Origin of the sequence: Agriterribacter sp., assembly GCF_035444585.1 — a bacterium.
In the GTDB taxonomy this organism is placed as follows: domain Bacteria; phylum Bacteroidota; class Bacteroidia; order Chitinophagales; family Chitinophagaceae; genus Agriterribacter.
Genome location: NZ_DAOMOZ010000106.1, coordinates 1 through 15,765, shown reverse-complemented (window position 1 = coordinate 15,765; position 15,765 = coordinate 1). Strand labels below are relative to the sequence as shown.

General features: G+C 42.1%; 12 protein-coding genes. 6 read left to right on the top strand and 6 right to left on the bottom strand.

The window, feature by feature from the left end; translation table 11 throughout:
- Window positions 1-2,701 (top strand): efflux RND transporter permease subunit (locus PLH26_RS12390; RefSeq protein ID WP_324586337.1); only part of this gene is annotated, 2,701 nt, incomplete at its 5' end.
- Window positions 2,702-2,898: 197 nt separating this feature from the next.
- Here PLH26_RS12390 and PLH26_RS12385 read toward each other — a convergent pair.
- Complete coding sequence (locus PLH26_RS12385) at window positions 2,899-4,179, bottom strand: TlpA family protein disulfide reductase (RefSeq protein WP_324586336.1); 1,281 nt, start codon at window positions 4,177-4,179, stop codon at window positions 2,899-2,901.
- Between the two features lie 259 nt (window positions 4,180-4,438).
- Between PLH26_RS12385 and PLH26_RS12380 the strand changes: the two genes are divergently transcribed.
- On the top strand, window positions 4,439-4,810 hold the full coding sequence (locus PLH26_RS12380; protein ID WP_324586335.1) for a helix-turn-helix domain-containing protein: 372 nt from the start codon (window positions 4,439-4,441) through the stop codon (window positions 4,808-4,810).
- A 28-nt stretch (window positions 4,811-4,838) separates the two neighbouring features.
- Here PLH26_RS12380 and PLH26_RS12375 read toward each other — a convergent pair whose 3' ends face one another.
- Window positions 4,839-5,228 (bottom strand): hypothetical protein, encoded by a 390-nt coding sequence (locus PLH26_RS12375; protein WP_324586334.1) that lies wholly within the window; start codon window positions 5,226-5,228, stop codon window positions 4,839-4,841.
- Between the two features lie 6 nt (window positions 5,229-5,234).
- Window positions 5,235-5,516: a helix-turn-helix domain-containing protein gene (locus tag PLH26_RS12370; protein ID WP_324586333.1), complete on the bottom strand. Its 282-nt coding sequence runs from the start codon at window positions 5,514-5,516 to the stop codon at window positions 5,235-5,237.
- 111 nt (window positions 5,517-5,627) lie between these two features.
- On the opposite strand from PLH26_RS12370, the gene PLH26_RS12365 reads away from it, so the two are divergent.
- The 4 genes from PLH26_RS12365 to PLH26_RS12350 all read left to right on the top strand — a co-directional run bounded on the left by PLH26_RS12365 (window position 5,628) and on the right by PLH26_RS12350 (window position 12,717).
- Entirely contained in the window at window positions 5,628-6,212 is a 585-nt protein-coding gene (locus PLH26_RS12365; RefSeq protein WP_324586332.1) for an RNA polymerase sigma-70 factor, read from the top strand.
- Between the two features lie 217 nt (window positions 6,213-6,429).
- The gene (locus PLH26_RS12360; protein ID WP_324586331.1) at window positions 6,430-7,623 is read left to right on the top strand and encodes a FecR family protein; all 1,194 of its coding nucleotides are present in this window, start codon (window positions 6,430-6,432) and stop codon (window positions 7,621-7,623) included.
- A 159-nt stretch (window positions 7,624-7,782) separates the two neighbouring features.
- Complete coding sequence (locus PLH26_RS12355) at window positions 7,783-11,322, top strand: SusC/RagA family TonB-linked outer membrane protein (RefSeq protein ID WP_324586330.1); 3,540 nt, start codon at window positions 7,783-7,785, stop codon at window positions 11,320-11,322.
- A gap of 21 nt (window positions 11,323-11,343) precedes the next feature.
- A complete protein-coding gene (locus tag PLH26_RS12350) occupies window positions 11,344-12,717 on the top strand; it encodes a RagB/SusD family nutrient uptake outer membrane protein (RefSeq protein ID WP_324586329.1) in 1,374 nt (457 codons plus the stop codon).
- Window positions 12,718-12,782: 65 nt separating this feature from the next.
- Here the strand turns inward: PLH26_RS12350 and PLH26_RS12345 are convergent, their stop codons facing one another.
- From PLH26_RS12345 to PLH26_RS12335, 3 genes are all read right to left on the bottom strand, one after another.
- The gene (locus PLH26_RS12345) at window positions 12,783-13,136 is read right to left on the bottom strand and encodes a hypothetical protein (RefSeq protein WP_324586328.1); all 354 of its coding nucleotides are present in this window, start codon (window positions 13,134-13,136) and stop codon (window positions 12,783-12,785) included.
- 454 nt (window positions 13,137-13,590) lie between these two features.
- Window positions 13,591-14,553 (bottom strand): helix-turn-helix domain-containing protein, encoded by a 963-nt coding sequence (locus PLH26_RS12340; protein ID WP_324586327.1) that lies wholly within the window; start codon window positions 14,551-14,553, stop codon window positions 13,591-13,593.
- 159 nt (window positions 14,554-14,712) lie between these two features.
- The coding region (locus PLH26_RS12335; protein ID WP_324586326.1) for a hypothetical protein at window positions 14,713-15,765 on the bottom strand (1,053 nt) is incomplete at its 5' end.

Genomic DNA, 15,765 nt, shown 5'->3' with positions numbered 1-15,765 from the left:
TGTTAAACGTTCGGGCGAAAACCTGATTGAAACCGCCGACGCGGTAAAGCTGGCTGTAAAGGAAATGCAGGACAGCGAGTTTCCCAAAGACCTTAATATTACCCTTACGGGCGACCAGAGTAAAAATGCGAGGCATTCTTTTGATGAGCTGGTGAACTCTATCGTTATCGGCTTTATACTGGTGCTCATCATCCTTATGTTTTTCATGGGCGTTACCAACGCGTTTTTTGTTGCGCTTTCGGTTCCGCTCAGCATGTTCGTTGCATTTATGTTCTTACCGGCGGCGGATATCATCATAGGCGCAAACGTTACCCTTAATTTCATGGTACTGTTCGCCCTGCTGTTTGGATTGGGAATTATAGTGGATGACGCCATTGTGGTCATAGAAAATACGCATCGCATATTTATACAGGCCAGAGGTAAGCTCACATCCGAAACGTCGGCGATAGTGGCGGCGGGCGAAGTGTTTATTCCCGTGCTGGCGGGTACGCTCACCACGCTGGCGCCTTTCTTCCCGTTGTTGTTCTGGCCGGGTATTATAGGCAAGTTCATGATCTACCTGCCGGTGATGCTCATCTTTACACTAACTGCATCGCTTATTGTAGCGTTTATCATGAACCCGGTGTTCGCGGTTGATTTCATGAACCACCCCGAAGGGGAAGAGAAAGAAAAGAAATCGGCTATTTTCAAAAAGCCTTTTTTCTGGATAGCGATTGCAGCAGGTATAGTGCTTGATCTTTCCGGTGCGCCCTTTTTAGGCAATATCCTGCTGTTTTTGGTGCTGATGATTTTACTGAACCGTTATGTGCTGGAAGGAATAATCCGCAGCTTTCAGAACAGGGTGCTGCCCTGGATCATGGACCATTATGAAAGCTTGTTGCGCTGGGCTTTAAAAGGATGGCGGCCTGTACATTTATTATTGGGCACCATTGGTTTGCTGATCCTGAGCTTCATGATATTTGGATCGGCAGTGAGCAGCCAGCGGGTACCCATTGTTTTTTTCCCAAATGCCGATCCTAATTTTATTTACGTGTATCTGAAATTACCGGTGGGCACGGATGTGGAATACACGGATTCTATTACCCACGACCTCGAACAGCGCGTATACAAGGTGCTGGACATGGAAAATGGCAAAAAGAACCCGATCGTGGAGAGCGTGATATCCAACGTGGCCATTGGCGCGGGTGATCCGCAAAGCGGTGACAGGAGTGCCCGGCCAGAGCTGGGAAGAGTGCAGGTATCATTTGTTGAATTTGAAAAAAGGCATGGTGCCTCTACAGCGGCCCTGCTCGACTCTATACGCCATGCGATCAAAGGTATTCCGGGGGCCGAAATTTCGGTAGACCAGGAGGCCAGCGGTCCGCCAACAGATCCTCCCATTAATATAGAAATTGCCAGTGAAGACTTCGACAAGCTCATTAAAACAGGCGTTGGCCTAAAAAACTATCTCGATTCCATACAGGTGCCGGGAGTTGAAGAGCTGAAGATGGATGTAGATCTAACCAATCCCGAGATCAGCATAACCGTAAACCGGGAACGGGCCTTGATAGAAGGCGTTTCATCGGCGCAGATCGGTATGGAGATCCGTACGGCATTGTTTGGAAGGGAAGTGTCGAAGATAAAGGATGGGGAAGATGAATACAAGATACAATTGCGGAACAATGAATTGCAACGCAGGAGCCTTTCCGACCTGTTGAACATGAACATCACTTTCAGGGATATGGCCAGCGGCGGAGCTATTAAAAATGTGCCCATCAGCTCATTGGTTAACGTAGATTATACCAATACGCTCGGCAGCGTAAAACGGAAGGATCAGAAAAGAGTGATAACACTGCGCTCCAATGTGCTTACCTCGCAGGGCTATACGCCAACAGCGGTGAACCAGCAGATCAAAAATTATATAGATGAATTTCCGGGAAGGGCAGATGGTGTAACGATCAGGCAAACCGGCGAAGGTGAGCAACAGGCAGAAACAGGCGCATTTCTTTTCAAGGCTTTGATCATTGCCTTAATGCTCATATTGTTCATACTGGTATTGCAGTTTAACTCCGTGAGCAAGCCGGTTATCATTTTAATGGAGATCATATTCAGCATCATCGGGGTATTGCTGGGCTTTAGCTTAACGGGCATGGAAGTATCTGTAGCGTTTACCGGGCTGGGCATTGTGGGTCTGGCGGGTATCGTGGTAAAGAACGGGATACTGGTCATTGAGTTCGCGGATGAATTGAGAAGCCGTGGCTTAAAAACACGCGAAGCCATGATTGAAGCAGGCAAAATACGCATCGTTCCCGTATTGCTCACCGCCCTGGCTGCGATATTTGGATTGATCCCGTTAGCGGTAGGATTTAATATTGACTTTATAGGATTGTTCTCCAGCTTTGAACCGCACATTTTCTTTGGCGGCGACAGCGCAAGGTTCTGGAAACCGCTGGCATGGACCATTATCTTTGGTTTGATCTTCGCGTTCTTTATGACGCTGATCATTGTGCCCAGCATGTACCTGATCGCTGAAAGGCTGAGAAGACCCATGCGCAGGCAATTTGGCGGAAAATGGATCTCCATGCTCGGCATACCGCCTTTCACCATTGTGTTCATGCTGCTGATGATATATACCATGATCCGGCAAAGAATAAGTACGGCACGCAGAAGAAGAAAACTGGGAAACAGCGTTAACAAAGCATGGATCGGGAGCTGGTTTTAGTAGTGAAGTGTGAATAGTGAGTGAATGCCGGCAGCTCAGTATGTGAGAAGTGAAACGTGAGATGTGAGCGGCACCGTTATCGTTAGTGCACATTAGCCGGGGAATAGAATGAAAACAAGAAAGCGGACAGCCTGCGTTTCGTGCGGGGTTGACCGCTTTCTTTTTCTTATAATCTGAGTGAATAAGGCTGTCTTTTCTTATTTATCCTTTATCACAAATACCTCAATTGTTCGCTCTGCTTTTTGTAAATGCAGTCCGAAATGCTGAAGCCTTTGGCGTATGCTTTTGATGTTTTTGAACCCATCCGGGAAGTCGATGTCAATATTGCCAGCATAACCAGTTTCATTGAGCACAGGCAATGAAATGGCTTCACAATTGTTCAGCCTGGTAATAAGATGGCGGATAGGAGCATTTTTGATGTAAATATTATTCCCATTGAACAGATGAATTGCTGTAGCACCACCTTTGGTATATGGAGGCTTATGCTTCGCCTGCGCATACAGAACCAGGCAGGGAATTTTCTTTTGTTCCATTTTTCCAATATAACTTGAACTACGGTTAAGCTCTTCAAACATTGTATTGTACAACTTATTATGGGCATCAGGAGGCAGTATCACTTCAAGTGTATAAACATTTTGCCGGTACCAGTGGTTTAGGCTTTCTTCCTGGTGTGGTATTTCCAATTGTGCCGGGTTTTTTACTTCCAGTCTAATCTTATTGCGGGTAAAACCGGGATAAGCTCTGCTTAAAATGGAAAAGTATATTTCTATCAACGGTGTGTTGGTAATACCCCATCCATGCAGGGTATCGCCAATCTTGTGCATACGATTACCTGTTCCCAGCCCATCAAACCGGCCTTTCAGGAGTATGGAATAGCTCAATAACTGTTTCGTAGGCAAGTCGGTATTGGTAAACAACGGTCTGTCCCTGTCCTGGTCTCTTTTCATCGGAAAGATTACTTCCATGCCGTCAAGCACCGCCCTTATATTGGCAGCAGTAACCTGTTCGGCGGAAGTGGTTGCGATCAGTTTGCCGGCACTGTTGATCCATACATAATGGGGCACAAGGTTATGCGGGAACATAGCATCCAATATGCTGTCGTTCACCACCGAACGCAGGCGCAGGGGCTTTCCGTTACATTCTTCCCATTTCTTAAAAAAGCGGTTGACCTTTACCCTATCATCTCCCGAATTCCTGGTGTTGACCAGCACCACCTGTAACCTGTCTTTAAATTCATCCTGCAGCGTCTCCATTTTAGGGAAAGTTTTAATGCAGGAGCTGCACCAGGTGGCCCAGAAATCGAGGATGGTAAGCCTGCCGCTGTCGTCAGGCAGCCGGGTGGTACCCATCATATCGTTAAGAGCGTACGTATACTGAACAACGGGAATGGTTTCATTTAATTGAAGCGGACGTACAGTTTGGGCATGCAGACTACCGCACAGCAGGCATGCCATACCCAATACGAATTTAACTGGCATAGTTGATCATTTTATAAAGTAGCGTAATGTCCCGGTATGCGGTGGCCGGGGAATGATGATTCGTGCGGGACTGTATTGCGGAAAACGAAGATGGCGCCAATTGCCTGATTACAAAAACACAATCCGGGATATGATATCCCCGGCAAATAAAGCATACGGGATAACAGGAAAAGGCTTGAGAATATAATGATGTTTACCATTTAACGGAGGATATCTTATCCATTTTTTAATATCTTTATCCCGCTTCAAATAGAATATTATGGCAACTACTACACTAAAAATATTAAGGGAGGTAAAAGGCTACAAGCAGGAAGAAATAGCTGAAATGCTAGGTATCAGCCAGAATACCTATAGCCGGCTGGAGAGAAATCCACACAGTTTAACGGCAGAACAGGTACAAAAACTTTCTGAATTTTATGATGTTAGTATAGAAAATTTATTGTCGGAGGCGCCGCCTGTCATTACATTTCATGAATCCAGGTTTGAAAATTCAAACAATGGATATTTTAATCAGGTTGAAAACGACTACAGGGTAGAAGGCGCCCAATCAGAAATAAAGTCATTGAAAGAAGAAATTGAATACCTCAGAAGACAGAATAGTGAGCTTATTAAAGCGTTGGGAAACAAGTAATGTTTTGATCTTTCTAAATATCACCCGGCTATTTTTCCAGTAAGCGCGCCAGTAACTGATTATTTTGCTGCCTTAATTCCCTGATTTCTTCTTTTAGCGACAGCACTTCTTCGTTCCTGGCAGCAGCAAGCATTTCAATTACACGTATATCATGTTGGTAAAGATTATGCACATAAGCATTGCTGGAGCTAAAGGCGTTATGTGCGTATTCAAAATTCGCTTTTTCAGGATTTTTCATGGAAAACAAAGCAGGAGGAGCATTATAAAGAGCAGAAAGCCTTTGCGTTATTTCATCATCAATATTTTCTACCCCTGATTCAATAGCTTCATATTCGTCAGGCAATAATCCGATTTGGCTTGCTACTTCCCGGGATGTCCAGCGATGGTAAGAGCGAAAAAAATACAGGGCTGAATTCATGCATACTCATTCAAATCCTTTCGAAAAAAATTCTTTGGGAGAAACTTCCAATCCATCAATGATCTTCAATAAAGTCCTTAGTCTGATATCATCAAAATTACCAGATTCATATTTTGACATTCCCACTCTTGAAATCTCTATGTCGTATGCAAACATTTCATAGGAGTTAAATCCTTTTTCTTTTCTCAAATGTTTGATTCGTTTGCTAAGATTGGAAAGGAAAACATCATGATCAAAATGCCCGAGCGTGGCCTTCTTTCTCTCCGCCTTTTTCTTGCTATTTGCCATAGTGCAATTAACAGGATAGCTATCGCATAAATAACTTATTATTATTTACTCATTATAATATACATATCAGAATATACATTTTGTATCTTTAATTTCCCTTGAAGAGTTCCTTTGAGTTTAAAAGAGCCAAATATAAGTAACGCCTGGCGGCTGTTTCAGACAGGAAAAGAAGAAGGATTTGCCTGCTTCTTTCGGAATTACTATGCACCGCTATGCTTTTTTGCCAGTCGTTTGGTAAAAGATACTACTGCTGCAGAAGATATTGTGAGCGACTCATTGCTGAAGGTTTGGGAGAAAAGACATGACCTGGAACATGCGCCCGGCTTAAAAAATTACTGTTATACCACTGTACGCCATGCCTGCCTGCGCTGGCTGGATGTGCACCAACGCAACGCCGGACAGAAGAGGGATTGGGTACAGGCAGAAGAAGTTACAGAAGCATGCATCCTCGAAAACATTATTCAAACCGAAGTAATAGAAGAGTTGTATACAGCCATTAAAAGGCTGCCGCCCCAGAGCAGCATGGTGTTCACTAAACTGTATATAGAAGGCAAGACGGTTGCTGAAACCGCGCAGGAAATGAAGCTTGCGGTATCCACTATAAAATCGCATAAAAAGAACGGGATCGCTCTGCTGCGGAGTATGATCTCACCTGCTGCGCTGCTCGTTTTTGTTATCGCTGTGCAGGGAAGCTGATAATTGCAAGGTTGCCAATCTCTTCAGGAGCATTGTAGCTTGAGCGTCACCTATCCCCCGTTGACAACACACGCCAGCAGGCGTAAAGTCGTAGATGTACAGGCAAACCGGTATTTTTTTACAAATTTTTACTTATCCGTTAGTCCTTTTCTTCTCTTTTTGTATCCTTATAAAAAGGAGCGGTGATGCTACGCCAAAATATTTTTATCTTACTGAAATGAAAAACGAACCCCATATCAATAAGGATGACCTTGAAGGCGCCTACCGCACCGCCCGGCTGATAGCAGGGTACATTCGCAGTACGCTTACGGAAGAAGAGAAAGATGAGTTAGACGACTGGATATGCGCCAGCGACGATAATATGCGCCTGTTTGCCAGGTTAACGGATGAAAAAAACGTAGAAGACAGCCTGAAGCAACGCCACATTTTTGATAGTGAAGCCGCCATAGAAAAGCTGGAGCAAAAAATAAAAGCGGAACAAACGCGGAAGACTGTTCGAAAAAGCAGGGTGTTTTTATATGCAACTGCCGCCACCGTACTATTGATGGCTGCTTTATTTATGGTGTTCCGGTATACAAATACGCCATCATTACCCAGGCACATAATTAGTGAAAAACCAGACCTTAAACCCGGTGGCGATAAAGCCACGCTTACGCTTGCCGACGGAAGAACGATTGCATTAGACAGCACACAAAAGAATATTGTGGAGGCCGGAAACGTGCAGGTAACCAATGCCGGGGGACAACTGCTATATGAAGGGAACAGCAGCAAAGAAGAATGGCATACCTTAACCACCCCCAAAGGCGGCCAGTACCGGCTGGTTTTACCAGACGGATCAATGGTTTGGCTTAACGCGGCAAGCAGCATTACCTACCCAACGGCCTTCACCGGTTCGCAAAGAACCGTAGAGATAACCGGTGAAGCCTACTTTGAAGTAATGCATTATGAAAACAGGAGATTCATCGTTTCTGCCAACCGGATAACTACGGAAGTGCTGGGCACTCATTTTAATGTGAATGCTTATGATGATGAAGCCGGCATGAAAATAACCCTGCTTGAAGGCAGTGTAAAAATCTCGCAGAACAATGGCCGGTCAGCAATTTTAAAACCGGGTCAACAGGCACAGCTTGAAACTGACGGAAAGCTGCTTGTAACTGATAATATAAATACAGAAGAAGTGCTGGCCTGGAAGAACGGGTGGTTTGATTTCAATGATGCTTCAATAGAAACCATCATGCGCCAGGTGGCCCGTTGGTACGGTGTGGACATCCGTTATGAAGGAAAAGTAAATTATCATTTCAACGCCGAAATAGAAAGGAATGTGCCGGTATCGAAACTTTTCCAGTTGCTGGAAATGACCGACAGGGTGCATTTTACCATAAAAGACACAACCATTATTGTAAACCCTTAAAAAAACTGCCCATGATATAATGCTTTTTTACAGGCCCAAAAACCGCTTCGTTTTGCGGACGAAGCGGTACATGAAATTGGGTCAATTAATAAACAATCTGTGCGGATTGTTTCCTTGCGGGAAATAAATGTATTAATCAAACCAAAACAGTTCAAAGATATGGAATTCAGCATTCCCTGCGGCATCCATGCCGGTGCTGCTCGTGTATTGCCCTTCAGGTATGGTATCCACAGGATATTTAACCGGAAAATCATACGGGTCATGAAATTGGTAATACTGCTTACAACCGTGGCCTCCCTGCAGGCCTGGAGCCACCCGGTGGCTCAAACACTAACGCTTAACCTGGAACAGGCGTCTCTTGAAAAAGTGTTTCGGGAGATCAGCAGGCAAAGCGATTACCGTTTTATTTATACCAAAGAAGAATTGCTGGAAAGCAAAGCGGTAAGCTTGTCTGTTGTTGAAGCTCCGGTTGTATCAGTATTGAATTATTGCTTTAGTGAGCAACCGCTTACCTATGCCATCTCAGGCAGGTACATTATTGTAAAGAGAAAGCTCTATCCCCCCGATGCCATTAAGCCCGATACCCTGGTCAATATAAAAGGAAAAGTTACGGAAGAGAATGGCGAACCGCTGGCAGGGGCAACCGTTATGCTCAAAGGCGGCGGACGAACAGTGGTAACCGATGAAAAGGGTGAATTTTTTATAGATGCAGTACCTGCAGGTGCCGTACTTGTGGTGGGCAGCATTGGTTATTTCCAGCGTGAATACCGGGTGAAGAGAGAGGACAATATTTTGCTGCGGCTAAGGGCAAATGTTAGCGAACTGGGCAATGTGAACATTGAAGTAAGCACGGGCTTCCAGGAAATACCTAAGGAAAGGGCAACCGGATCGTTTACGTTCATTGATAACAAGCTATTCAATGAGCAGGTGGGTACGGACGTGCTGAGCAGGTTAGAATATATCGCCAATGGATTATCGGTAAACCAGAAGATCAGGGGTGGTCTAATGAGCATTCGTGGCTTGAGCACCATCAGGGGACCCAAGGACCCGCTGGTTATTGTAGACAACTTTCCTTATGCAGGCGATCTGAGTAATATCAATCCAAATAATATTGAATCCATCACCATCCTTAAAGATGCGGCTGCGGCTTCTATATGGGGCGCAAGGGCCGGAAATGGCGTGATCGTGATCACTACCAAAAAAGGAAAATTCAACCAGCCGTTCCGGGTGGAACTGAACAGCAATGTAACCGTAGTTCAAAAGCCCGACCTGGGCTACCTGAAACAAATGTCTGCCAATGATTTTATAAATGTGGAACAAATGCTGTTTTCGAAAGGATATTACAATGGTAAAGAAAACGATTTTGGGCGGCCGCCCCTGTCGCCGGTAGTGGAAACATTAATAGCGGAACGGGATGGATTAATAGATGCATCAACAGCCAACCAGAAAATAAATACTTTAAGGAGTCGGGATGTGCGGAATGATTTTAACCGTTACCAATACCGGGAGGCCTTGAACCAGCAATATGCGTTAAACGTTAAAGGAGGATCTGAGCACATTGCCTATGCTTTTGCTGCTGGATTTGATAAAAATATATCCGAACTTTCATCGGGCTACGATCGTATTAATATCAGCTCGGATAATACTTTTGCGCCGCTCAAAGGATTGGAACTTAATGCAGGTATTTACTTTACGCAAAGCAAAACCAGCAGCGGCCGGTCGGGCTATTATGCTATTCAGCAACCGGGTTATTCGGCCCTCCCACCTTATACTTCATTAAGCGGCACGCTGGATTTTTACCGCGGACCCTATATTGATACAGCGGGTGGAGGGCAATTGCTTGACTGGAAATATTACCCGACGGAAAATTACAAGCACAGCCGCAGCAAATCGAAGCTGCAGGATATTGTGCTTAATATCGGCGCCCGGTATAGCTTTTTTAAAGGTTTTTCAACAGATGTAAAATACCAGTACGAACAGCAGCAGGTTAGCGGCCGGTCGCTGAACGATATGGAAAGTTATTATACACGCAACCTTATCAATACATTCACACAGATCAATGATGGCATTGCAATTTACGGCGTTCCCCCGGGTGCGGTGCTGGGGTTATCTCATGTTTCCACCACATCGCACAACATCAGGGGACAACTGAATTACGATAGCCATTGGGGCAAACATGCAGTTACAGCAATAGCAGGAGGCGAAATCCGCCAGATCGCAAATAAATCCGATGGCAATACTATTTACGGCTATAACGATGATATACTCACTTATACACCTGTTGATTACACCAATGTAAAACCTATTTTTATTACCGGAGGAAACAGCTTCATTCCGGACGGCGTTTCTATAAATGAAACCATGAATCGGTTTGTTTCGTTTTATGGTAATGCAGCCTATGTATATAATGAGAGATATTCTTTGTCTGCTAGCGCCCGTAGGGATGCTTCCAACCTTTTCGGGGTATCTACCAATAATAAATGGAGGCCTTTATGGTCGGCCGGGGCAGGTTGGGAGATATCTAAAGAGAAATTTTATAAATCTTCTTTTTTATCTTACCTGAAATTACGGACTACCTACGGATATAGTGGCAATGTAAGCACTTCGCTTTCTGCAATTACTACTATTCAATATGATGTTATTAATCCATATACTAATAGCCCGATTTCAAAAATTGTTAATTATTACAATCCTGACTTAAGATGGGAAAAAGTAGGCATGTTCAACATAGGTATAGATTTCGGAATAAGTAACAATCGAATATCCGGAAGCATAGAATATTATAGGAAAAAAGGAATCGATCTGTATGGATTGATACCGATTGATTATTCAGCGGGGCTTGGAACAGAAACCATTACAAAGAATGTAGCTTCAATGAAAGCGAATGGGTTAGATATTGAACTGAAAAGTATAAATACAACGGGACAAGTACTTTGGACAACTGCTTTAATAACGAATTTTTATAAGGATAGAGTTATATCAGACTATCTCAAGGATTTACAAGGAAGAAATTTCATTACCGGGAGTGGACTCGTAAGCTTAACGGGCTTAGAAGGTAAACCAGTATATTCGATGCTTTCTTACCAGTGGGCGGGATTGGAAGCAGAAACTGGTAATCCTCAAGGATATTATAATAAAGAAATTTCAACAAGCTTCAATAATCTTACAGGAAGGAACACTAAAGCGGATGACTTGTATTATAGTGGCCCGGTCATGCCTGTAATTTCAGGCAATCTTGCTAATACCATCACATATAAAAGATTGTCCTTATCAGTTAGAATTACTTATAAGTTGGGCTATTATTTCCGAAGATCAAGCATCAATTATCAAAGTTTGTTTACTTCTTACGCAGGACATTCTGATTTTGCAAAAAGGTGGCAGAAACAAGGTGACGAGCAACACACACAAATCCCTTCTATGATATATGGTGCAACCGGAAGTCGGGATAATTTTTATAACGGTTCTTCTATTTTGGTTGAAAAGGGAGATCATGTACGGTTACAATACGTAAATCTAACTTATGGATTTGGAGATAGATTATCAAAAAGACTTTCGATCAGGGATTTTCAATTGTATGCTGTTGCCAATAATCTGGATATAATCTGGCGTAAAAATAAAAAGAAAATTGATCCGGATTTTTCAGACAGTGCTATTCTTCCTTCCATCAGCTTTTCTTTTGGAATGAAAGCAGCTTTTTAATAATATAGAAATGTAATACGTATGAAAACAAAAAAATTGTTTTATTTCATATTGGTATGCTATATCGGATCAGGCGTTTCATCCTGTAAAAAATACCTGGAGGCAACTTCCGACAAGAAACTGGCTGTAATCAGCAATTTGCAAGATCTGCAGGCCCTACTTGATGCTTATAATCAGATCAATTTTGTTGATGCGGGAATAGGAGAGGTATGTGCAGACAATAATTATCTGACTGAAGAGATTTGGGGTGGTATGGATGAATACGATCAGGCGTTATATACGTGGAATGACTTTAACGTAATACCAAATTATTCCGTTTATACAGGAAATATATGGAGCAATTGTTATAATATTATTTACAGAGCAAACACTGTTCTTTTGCATATTGAAAAAATAAAAAGAACTTCTGAGAATGCAATGGAGTATGATAATATTAAAGGTCAGGCATATTTTCTCAGGGCAAAATCCTATCTTCAAATGGCATGGATATGGTGTCTTGCATACGATAGTGTAAGTGGAAAATCGGACTTGGGATTACCACTTCGGTTAAGCCCGGATTTCAATGAGCCATCAGTAAGAAGTAATCTTTATGAAACTTACAAACAAGTTATATCTGATTTTAAAATAGCGGCTCAATTTTTACAAGAAAACCCTATACATCCCATTAGACCTGGAAAAGCTGCGGCATATGGGTACTTGAGCAGATGTTACTTGTCTATGCGTAAATATCAAGATGCAGGGACATATTCTGATTCATGCTTACAAATTCATAACGAATTGATGGATTTTAATACTGACATTCCGGATCTAAATACTACTTATCCTATTCCACGCTTGAACAAAGAAGTCATATATTATACAACTATGGCTACACCAACCCCTCTTTATTATGGAAATGTTGAACCAAGTCTTTATAATTTTTATGACGCCCATGATCTGAGGGTTAAAGCCTATTTTAAAACACTTCCGGATGGCAGTCATTCTTTTCATGGCAGTTATAATGGGGATTTTATTCCGTTCACAGGGATAGCAACCGATGAGATGCTTATTACATTTGCCGAATGTCAGGTTAGAAAAGGCAATCTTCAAGACGGGATGAAAGCTTTAAATTACCTTATAGCTAAACGCTGGGAATCAGATTATTTCGTGCCATTTAGCACAAATAGCAATGATGAAGCTCTTGCTATTATATTAAAGGAAAGAAGGAAGCAGCTTATATACAGGGATTTAAGATGGATGGATATAAAACGATTGAATAAGGAAAATAGAAATATCACTTTATCAAGATACGTTAACGGAAAACAGTATATTCTGCATCCTAATGATCTTAGGTATGCTTTGGCAATACCAGAGGATATTATTGTATTATCTGGAATGATACAAAACCCTCGCTAATCACTTTGGATTTAGATAAAAGCACGGCTATAAAAAGCTGTTTTTTTAGCCGTGCTGAGGAACAATTAAGGCTTTTTTTGATCTATTGTGATGCTCGGTCCATCTATACCCTCAGTATCAATATAATCGACTAATGCCTCTCTGCTTGATAAGGATGTAGAATGTAACTTGCATACGAGTTTTGTTCCACCGCATGTCACATTAGGATCGTCTGTGTCACTCATCACCCATTTTGTTGAGTCGGTATACTGCGAAGCATTTGTTCCGGTAAAAACAAAATAGGTAGTTGCCAAAGGTCTTTCTGAGGCACTTTCGGTTAATGGTTTCGTCTCCTTCGCATTTAGTGCCCTGTTCCCGAACGCAAATGCCACTATTGCCGATAAGGCCAGTATGGGCAGTATAAATTTTATTTTACGCATAAATAAATCTGCTTTTATAATCTTAAAAAGCAATAAAAACTTTAAGTTAGTTAATGAATTGGGTATACACCGCAATGCCCTTATTGCATTGCTTTGATAAAAAGATAAGGCTTACTCTGTTGCAGGTTTTCGGCTTCCTTCCTGTTGTTATACATTGGCCCGTGTATAACGATATGATTTATTGCAATAAAAAGGATAGCAATTGGGCAGCGCAACATTAAAAGTTCGGCTTAATGCTTTAAGCACACACAACTGAAATAGAGGGAACAGGAGTAATAAATAAAAGTTAACCGGGTTGGATAGCAGCCAAAGGGTATCAGTGGTTTATTATCTGTAAGAATTTTTTTTCGCTGTTGGTACTGCTAAGCTCCAACTACTCCTTTAATAGTGCAAATGAACTCATTCGCTTTTCGGGAATAACTATACGGAATTCCGGCTACTCATTGAGCACCAATTATTTCCGTTTTTGCTTATTGCCCGGTGTAGTACCAAACCGGGCTTTGTATGCATTGATCAGATCTTCTGACCGCCAGCCGGCTTCTATAGCGGCATATTTTACCGATTCACCATGATCTAACAGTTCAATTGCTTTTTGGAGTCGTTTCTCTCTCAGGTATTCGTATGGTCCTTTTCCCAGAACCATTTTAAAAACCATTTTAAAACGGTACTCATTCATTCCGGTTATTTTTGCCAATTCCGGAATAAGATAGTGGGCGGATATATCCTTTGTTATCAGGCGCTCCGCATAGTATATTTTTTCTTTTTCCTCCTGCGTATAGGGAGCGCTTACAGGATTGTACGCGTTGGCATCCACCATATATTTGAATAAAAGATCGCCAGCCTTGGATCTGAAATAAGGCGGAAGCCATTCCTTGGGGTAGGAACACCGCAGGATCTTTTCCACCTGTTCTCTTACAGCATGTTCGATATATTGCGTAGCGTCTGCCAGCACTCCGCCCGCAGGTAATTCATTGAGGAGCCGGCTTATTTTTGGAAAATAGCCCAATATATCGGCATAAAAGTCCGCCCTGAACCTTATCGTAAAAAGTGTTATGAATTTTTCCTTCTCAAATATTGCCCTGGTTCCCGGAATGCCTTTGGTTACCTGCCACTGTCCTTCCCTAAGCTTTCTCCTTGTATCGCCGGTTTCCAATACAATATCACCGACTAAAATAATTTGCAGGTAAAGCCCTTCGGTGTGGAAGCTGTTCTTTAAAATAAAATGTTCTTTTATGCTCAATACTCCGTAGCTGAAAACAAAATCAGCGGCATGGTACAACTGGATACAAACCGATCCAAAACTTCCCATTGCAGAGTACACTTTGCCACCCGGTAACCGCACACCCGGAAAGTCGCGGGGCAATTCGCCTCTCCATACCAGCGGGGCATGGGTTATAGATTGAACATTTGGTGTCATTCAGTGTTATTAGGTGATTGGTTTCTAATATAGCAATAAAATATGATAAAGGATTGTATAAAAAGATTTATACAATGGAAGCGCGATACAAAATAATTTTATTTACAAAATGAATTTGTTATCATAAAATAGTCAACAATCTTTTCTGAAACACTAACTTCAGTAGAAATATTTGTAAATACGACGATCTCCTAAGGCAGTGGTGGCCCCAACAGATATTACAGAAGGATATGTATTTCTTTCTACCCAAGGAGTTATTCTTATATCAAATGCTTCTCCCAATGGTCCAATCCTATTCCCGTCTTGGGAAAACGTTGATAAATAAAAAAGTGAAGGTATATTGGGGGAATAAAAATCAAAATACTTGGGTTGGATATTGGATGGATTGTAACCTCTAAAAACTGCGTTACCTAGTAGTTCGATATTCCCGGAATTATATATGATTGAAAAAATAGTGCCGCCGATGTTCAGCTTCGATAAAGGATTAATAAATTCCGTGTAAACAAAGCCTCCTGTTTCTGCATAAATCCATTTTTGATTTCCAGGCTGATATATTTCTGTTTTTATTTTATTTATTTGATGATTCGGGAGTTGTGTTAAAGTATCCGTGCGAAATATTTCAATTTGCCGGTTTATTGCATGATGGGCAAACCAGCTAATACACATTTTTGAAGAGTCAGGATAGTTATAATATCGTTTATTTGGGAGCCTTACTGCCGTCGAAGTTTCACGATCGCATATGATTTTTCTAGAAGAATCATTCAATATCTGATTTTTGTCATTGTAGTTAAAGTAAGTAGTATCATGAATATAATCTGCCCCCAAGTCAGAAGATAAAAAAATGTCTGGCGTTATTATTTTATAAGGCTTAGTATTATTGCCCTCGTAAAAGAGAATACAGGTAGCTGAATCTACATACATGCCATTGTAGTTTCTAAATCCAACCCGAATAATTCTTTTTTTATCGTCATAATGAAATGTGATGTCTTTTTTTCGTGTAGTAGCAGTCGGATTGCTCATCACATAATATTCCTCTATCCGCTTAATATAGCTTATTGTATCGCTGGGCATGGGTATTACAACAAGAGTATCTATCTGAGTTGGTGGTTCTGGGGAGTCCGATTTTGTGCATGCGTTTCCCGCACAAAGAAATAATATTGTTTTCCCGCCGGGGTCTTCGCCGGGTGGGTAAGAAGCGAAGAGCGAGACCCA

Coding starts and splice junctions, on each gene's coding strand:
- PLH26_RS12345 (WP_324586328.1), bottom strand. CDS start 13,136: ATGCGTAAAATAAAATTTATACTGCCCATACTGGCCTTATCGGCAATA.
- PLH26_RS12340 (WP_324586327.1), bottom strand. CDS start 14,553: ATGACACCAAATGTTCAATCTATAACCCATGCCCCGCTGGTATGGAGA.
- PLH26_RS12350 (WP_324586329.1), top strand. CDS start 11,344: ATGAAAACAAAAAAATTGTTTTATTTCATATTGGTATGCTATATCGGA.
- PLH26_RS12380 (WP_324586335.1), top strand. CDS start 4,439: ATGGCAACTACTACACTAAAAATATTAAGGGAGGTAAAAGGCTACAAG.
- PLH26_RS12375 (WP_324586334.1), bottom strand. CDS start 5,228: ATGAATTCAGCCCTGTATTTTTTTCGCTCTTACCATCGCTGGACATCC.
- PLH26_RS12355 (WP_324586330.1), top strand. CDS start 7,783: ATGGAATTCAGCATTCCCTGCGGCATCCATGCCGGTGCTGCTCGTGTA.
- PLH26_RS12370 (WP_324586333.1), bottom strand. CDS start 5,516: ATGGCAAATAGCAAGAAAAAGGCGGAGAGAAAGAAGGCCACGCTCGGG.
- PLH26_RS12360 (WP_324586331.1), top strand. CDS start 6,430: ATGAAAAACGAACCCCATATCAATAAGGATGACCTTGAAGGCGCCTAC.
- PLH26_RS12385 (WP_324586336.1), bottom strand. CDS start 4,179: ATGCCAGTTAAATTCGTATTGGGTATGGCATGCCTGCTGTGCGGTAGT.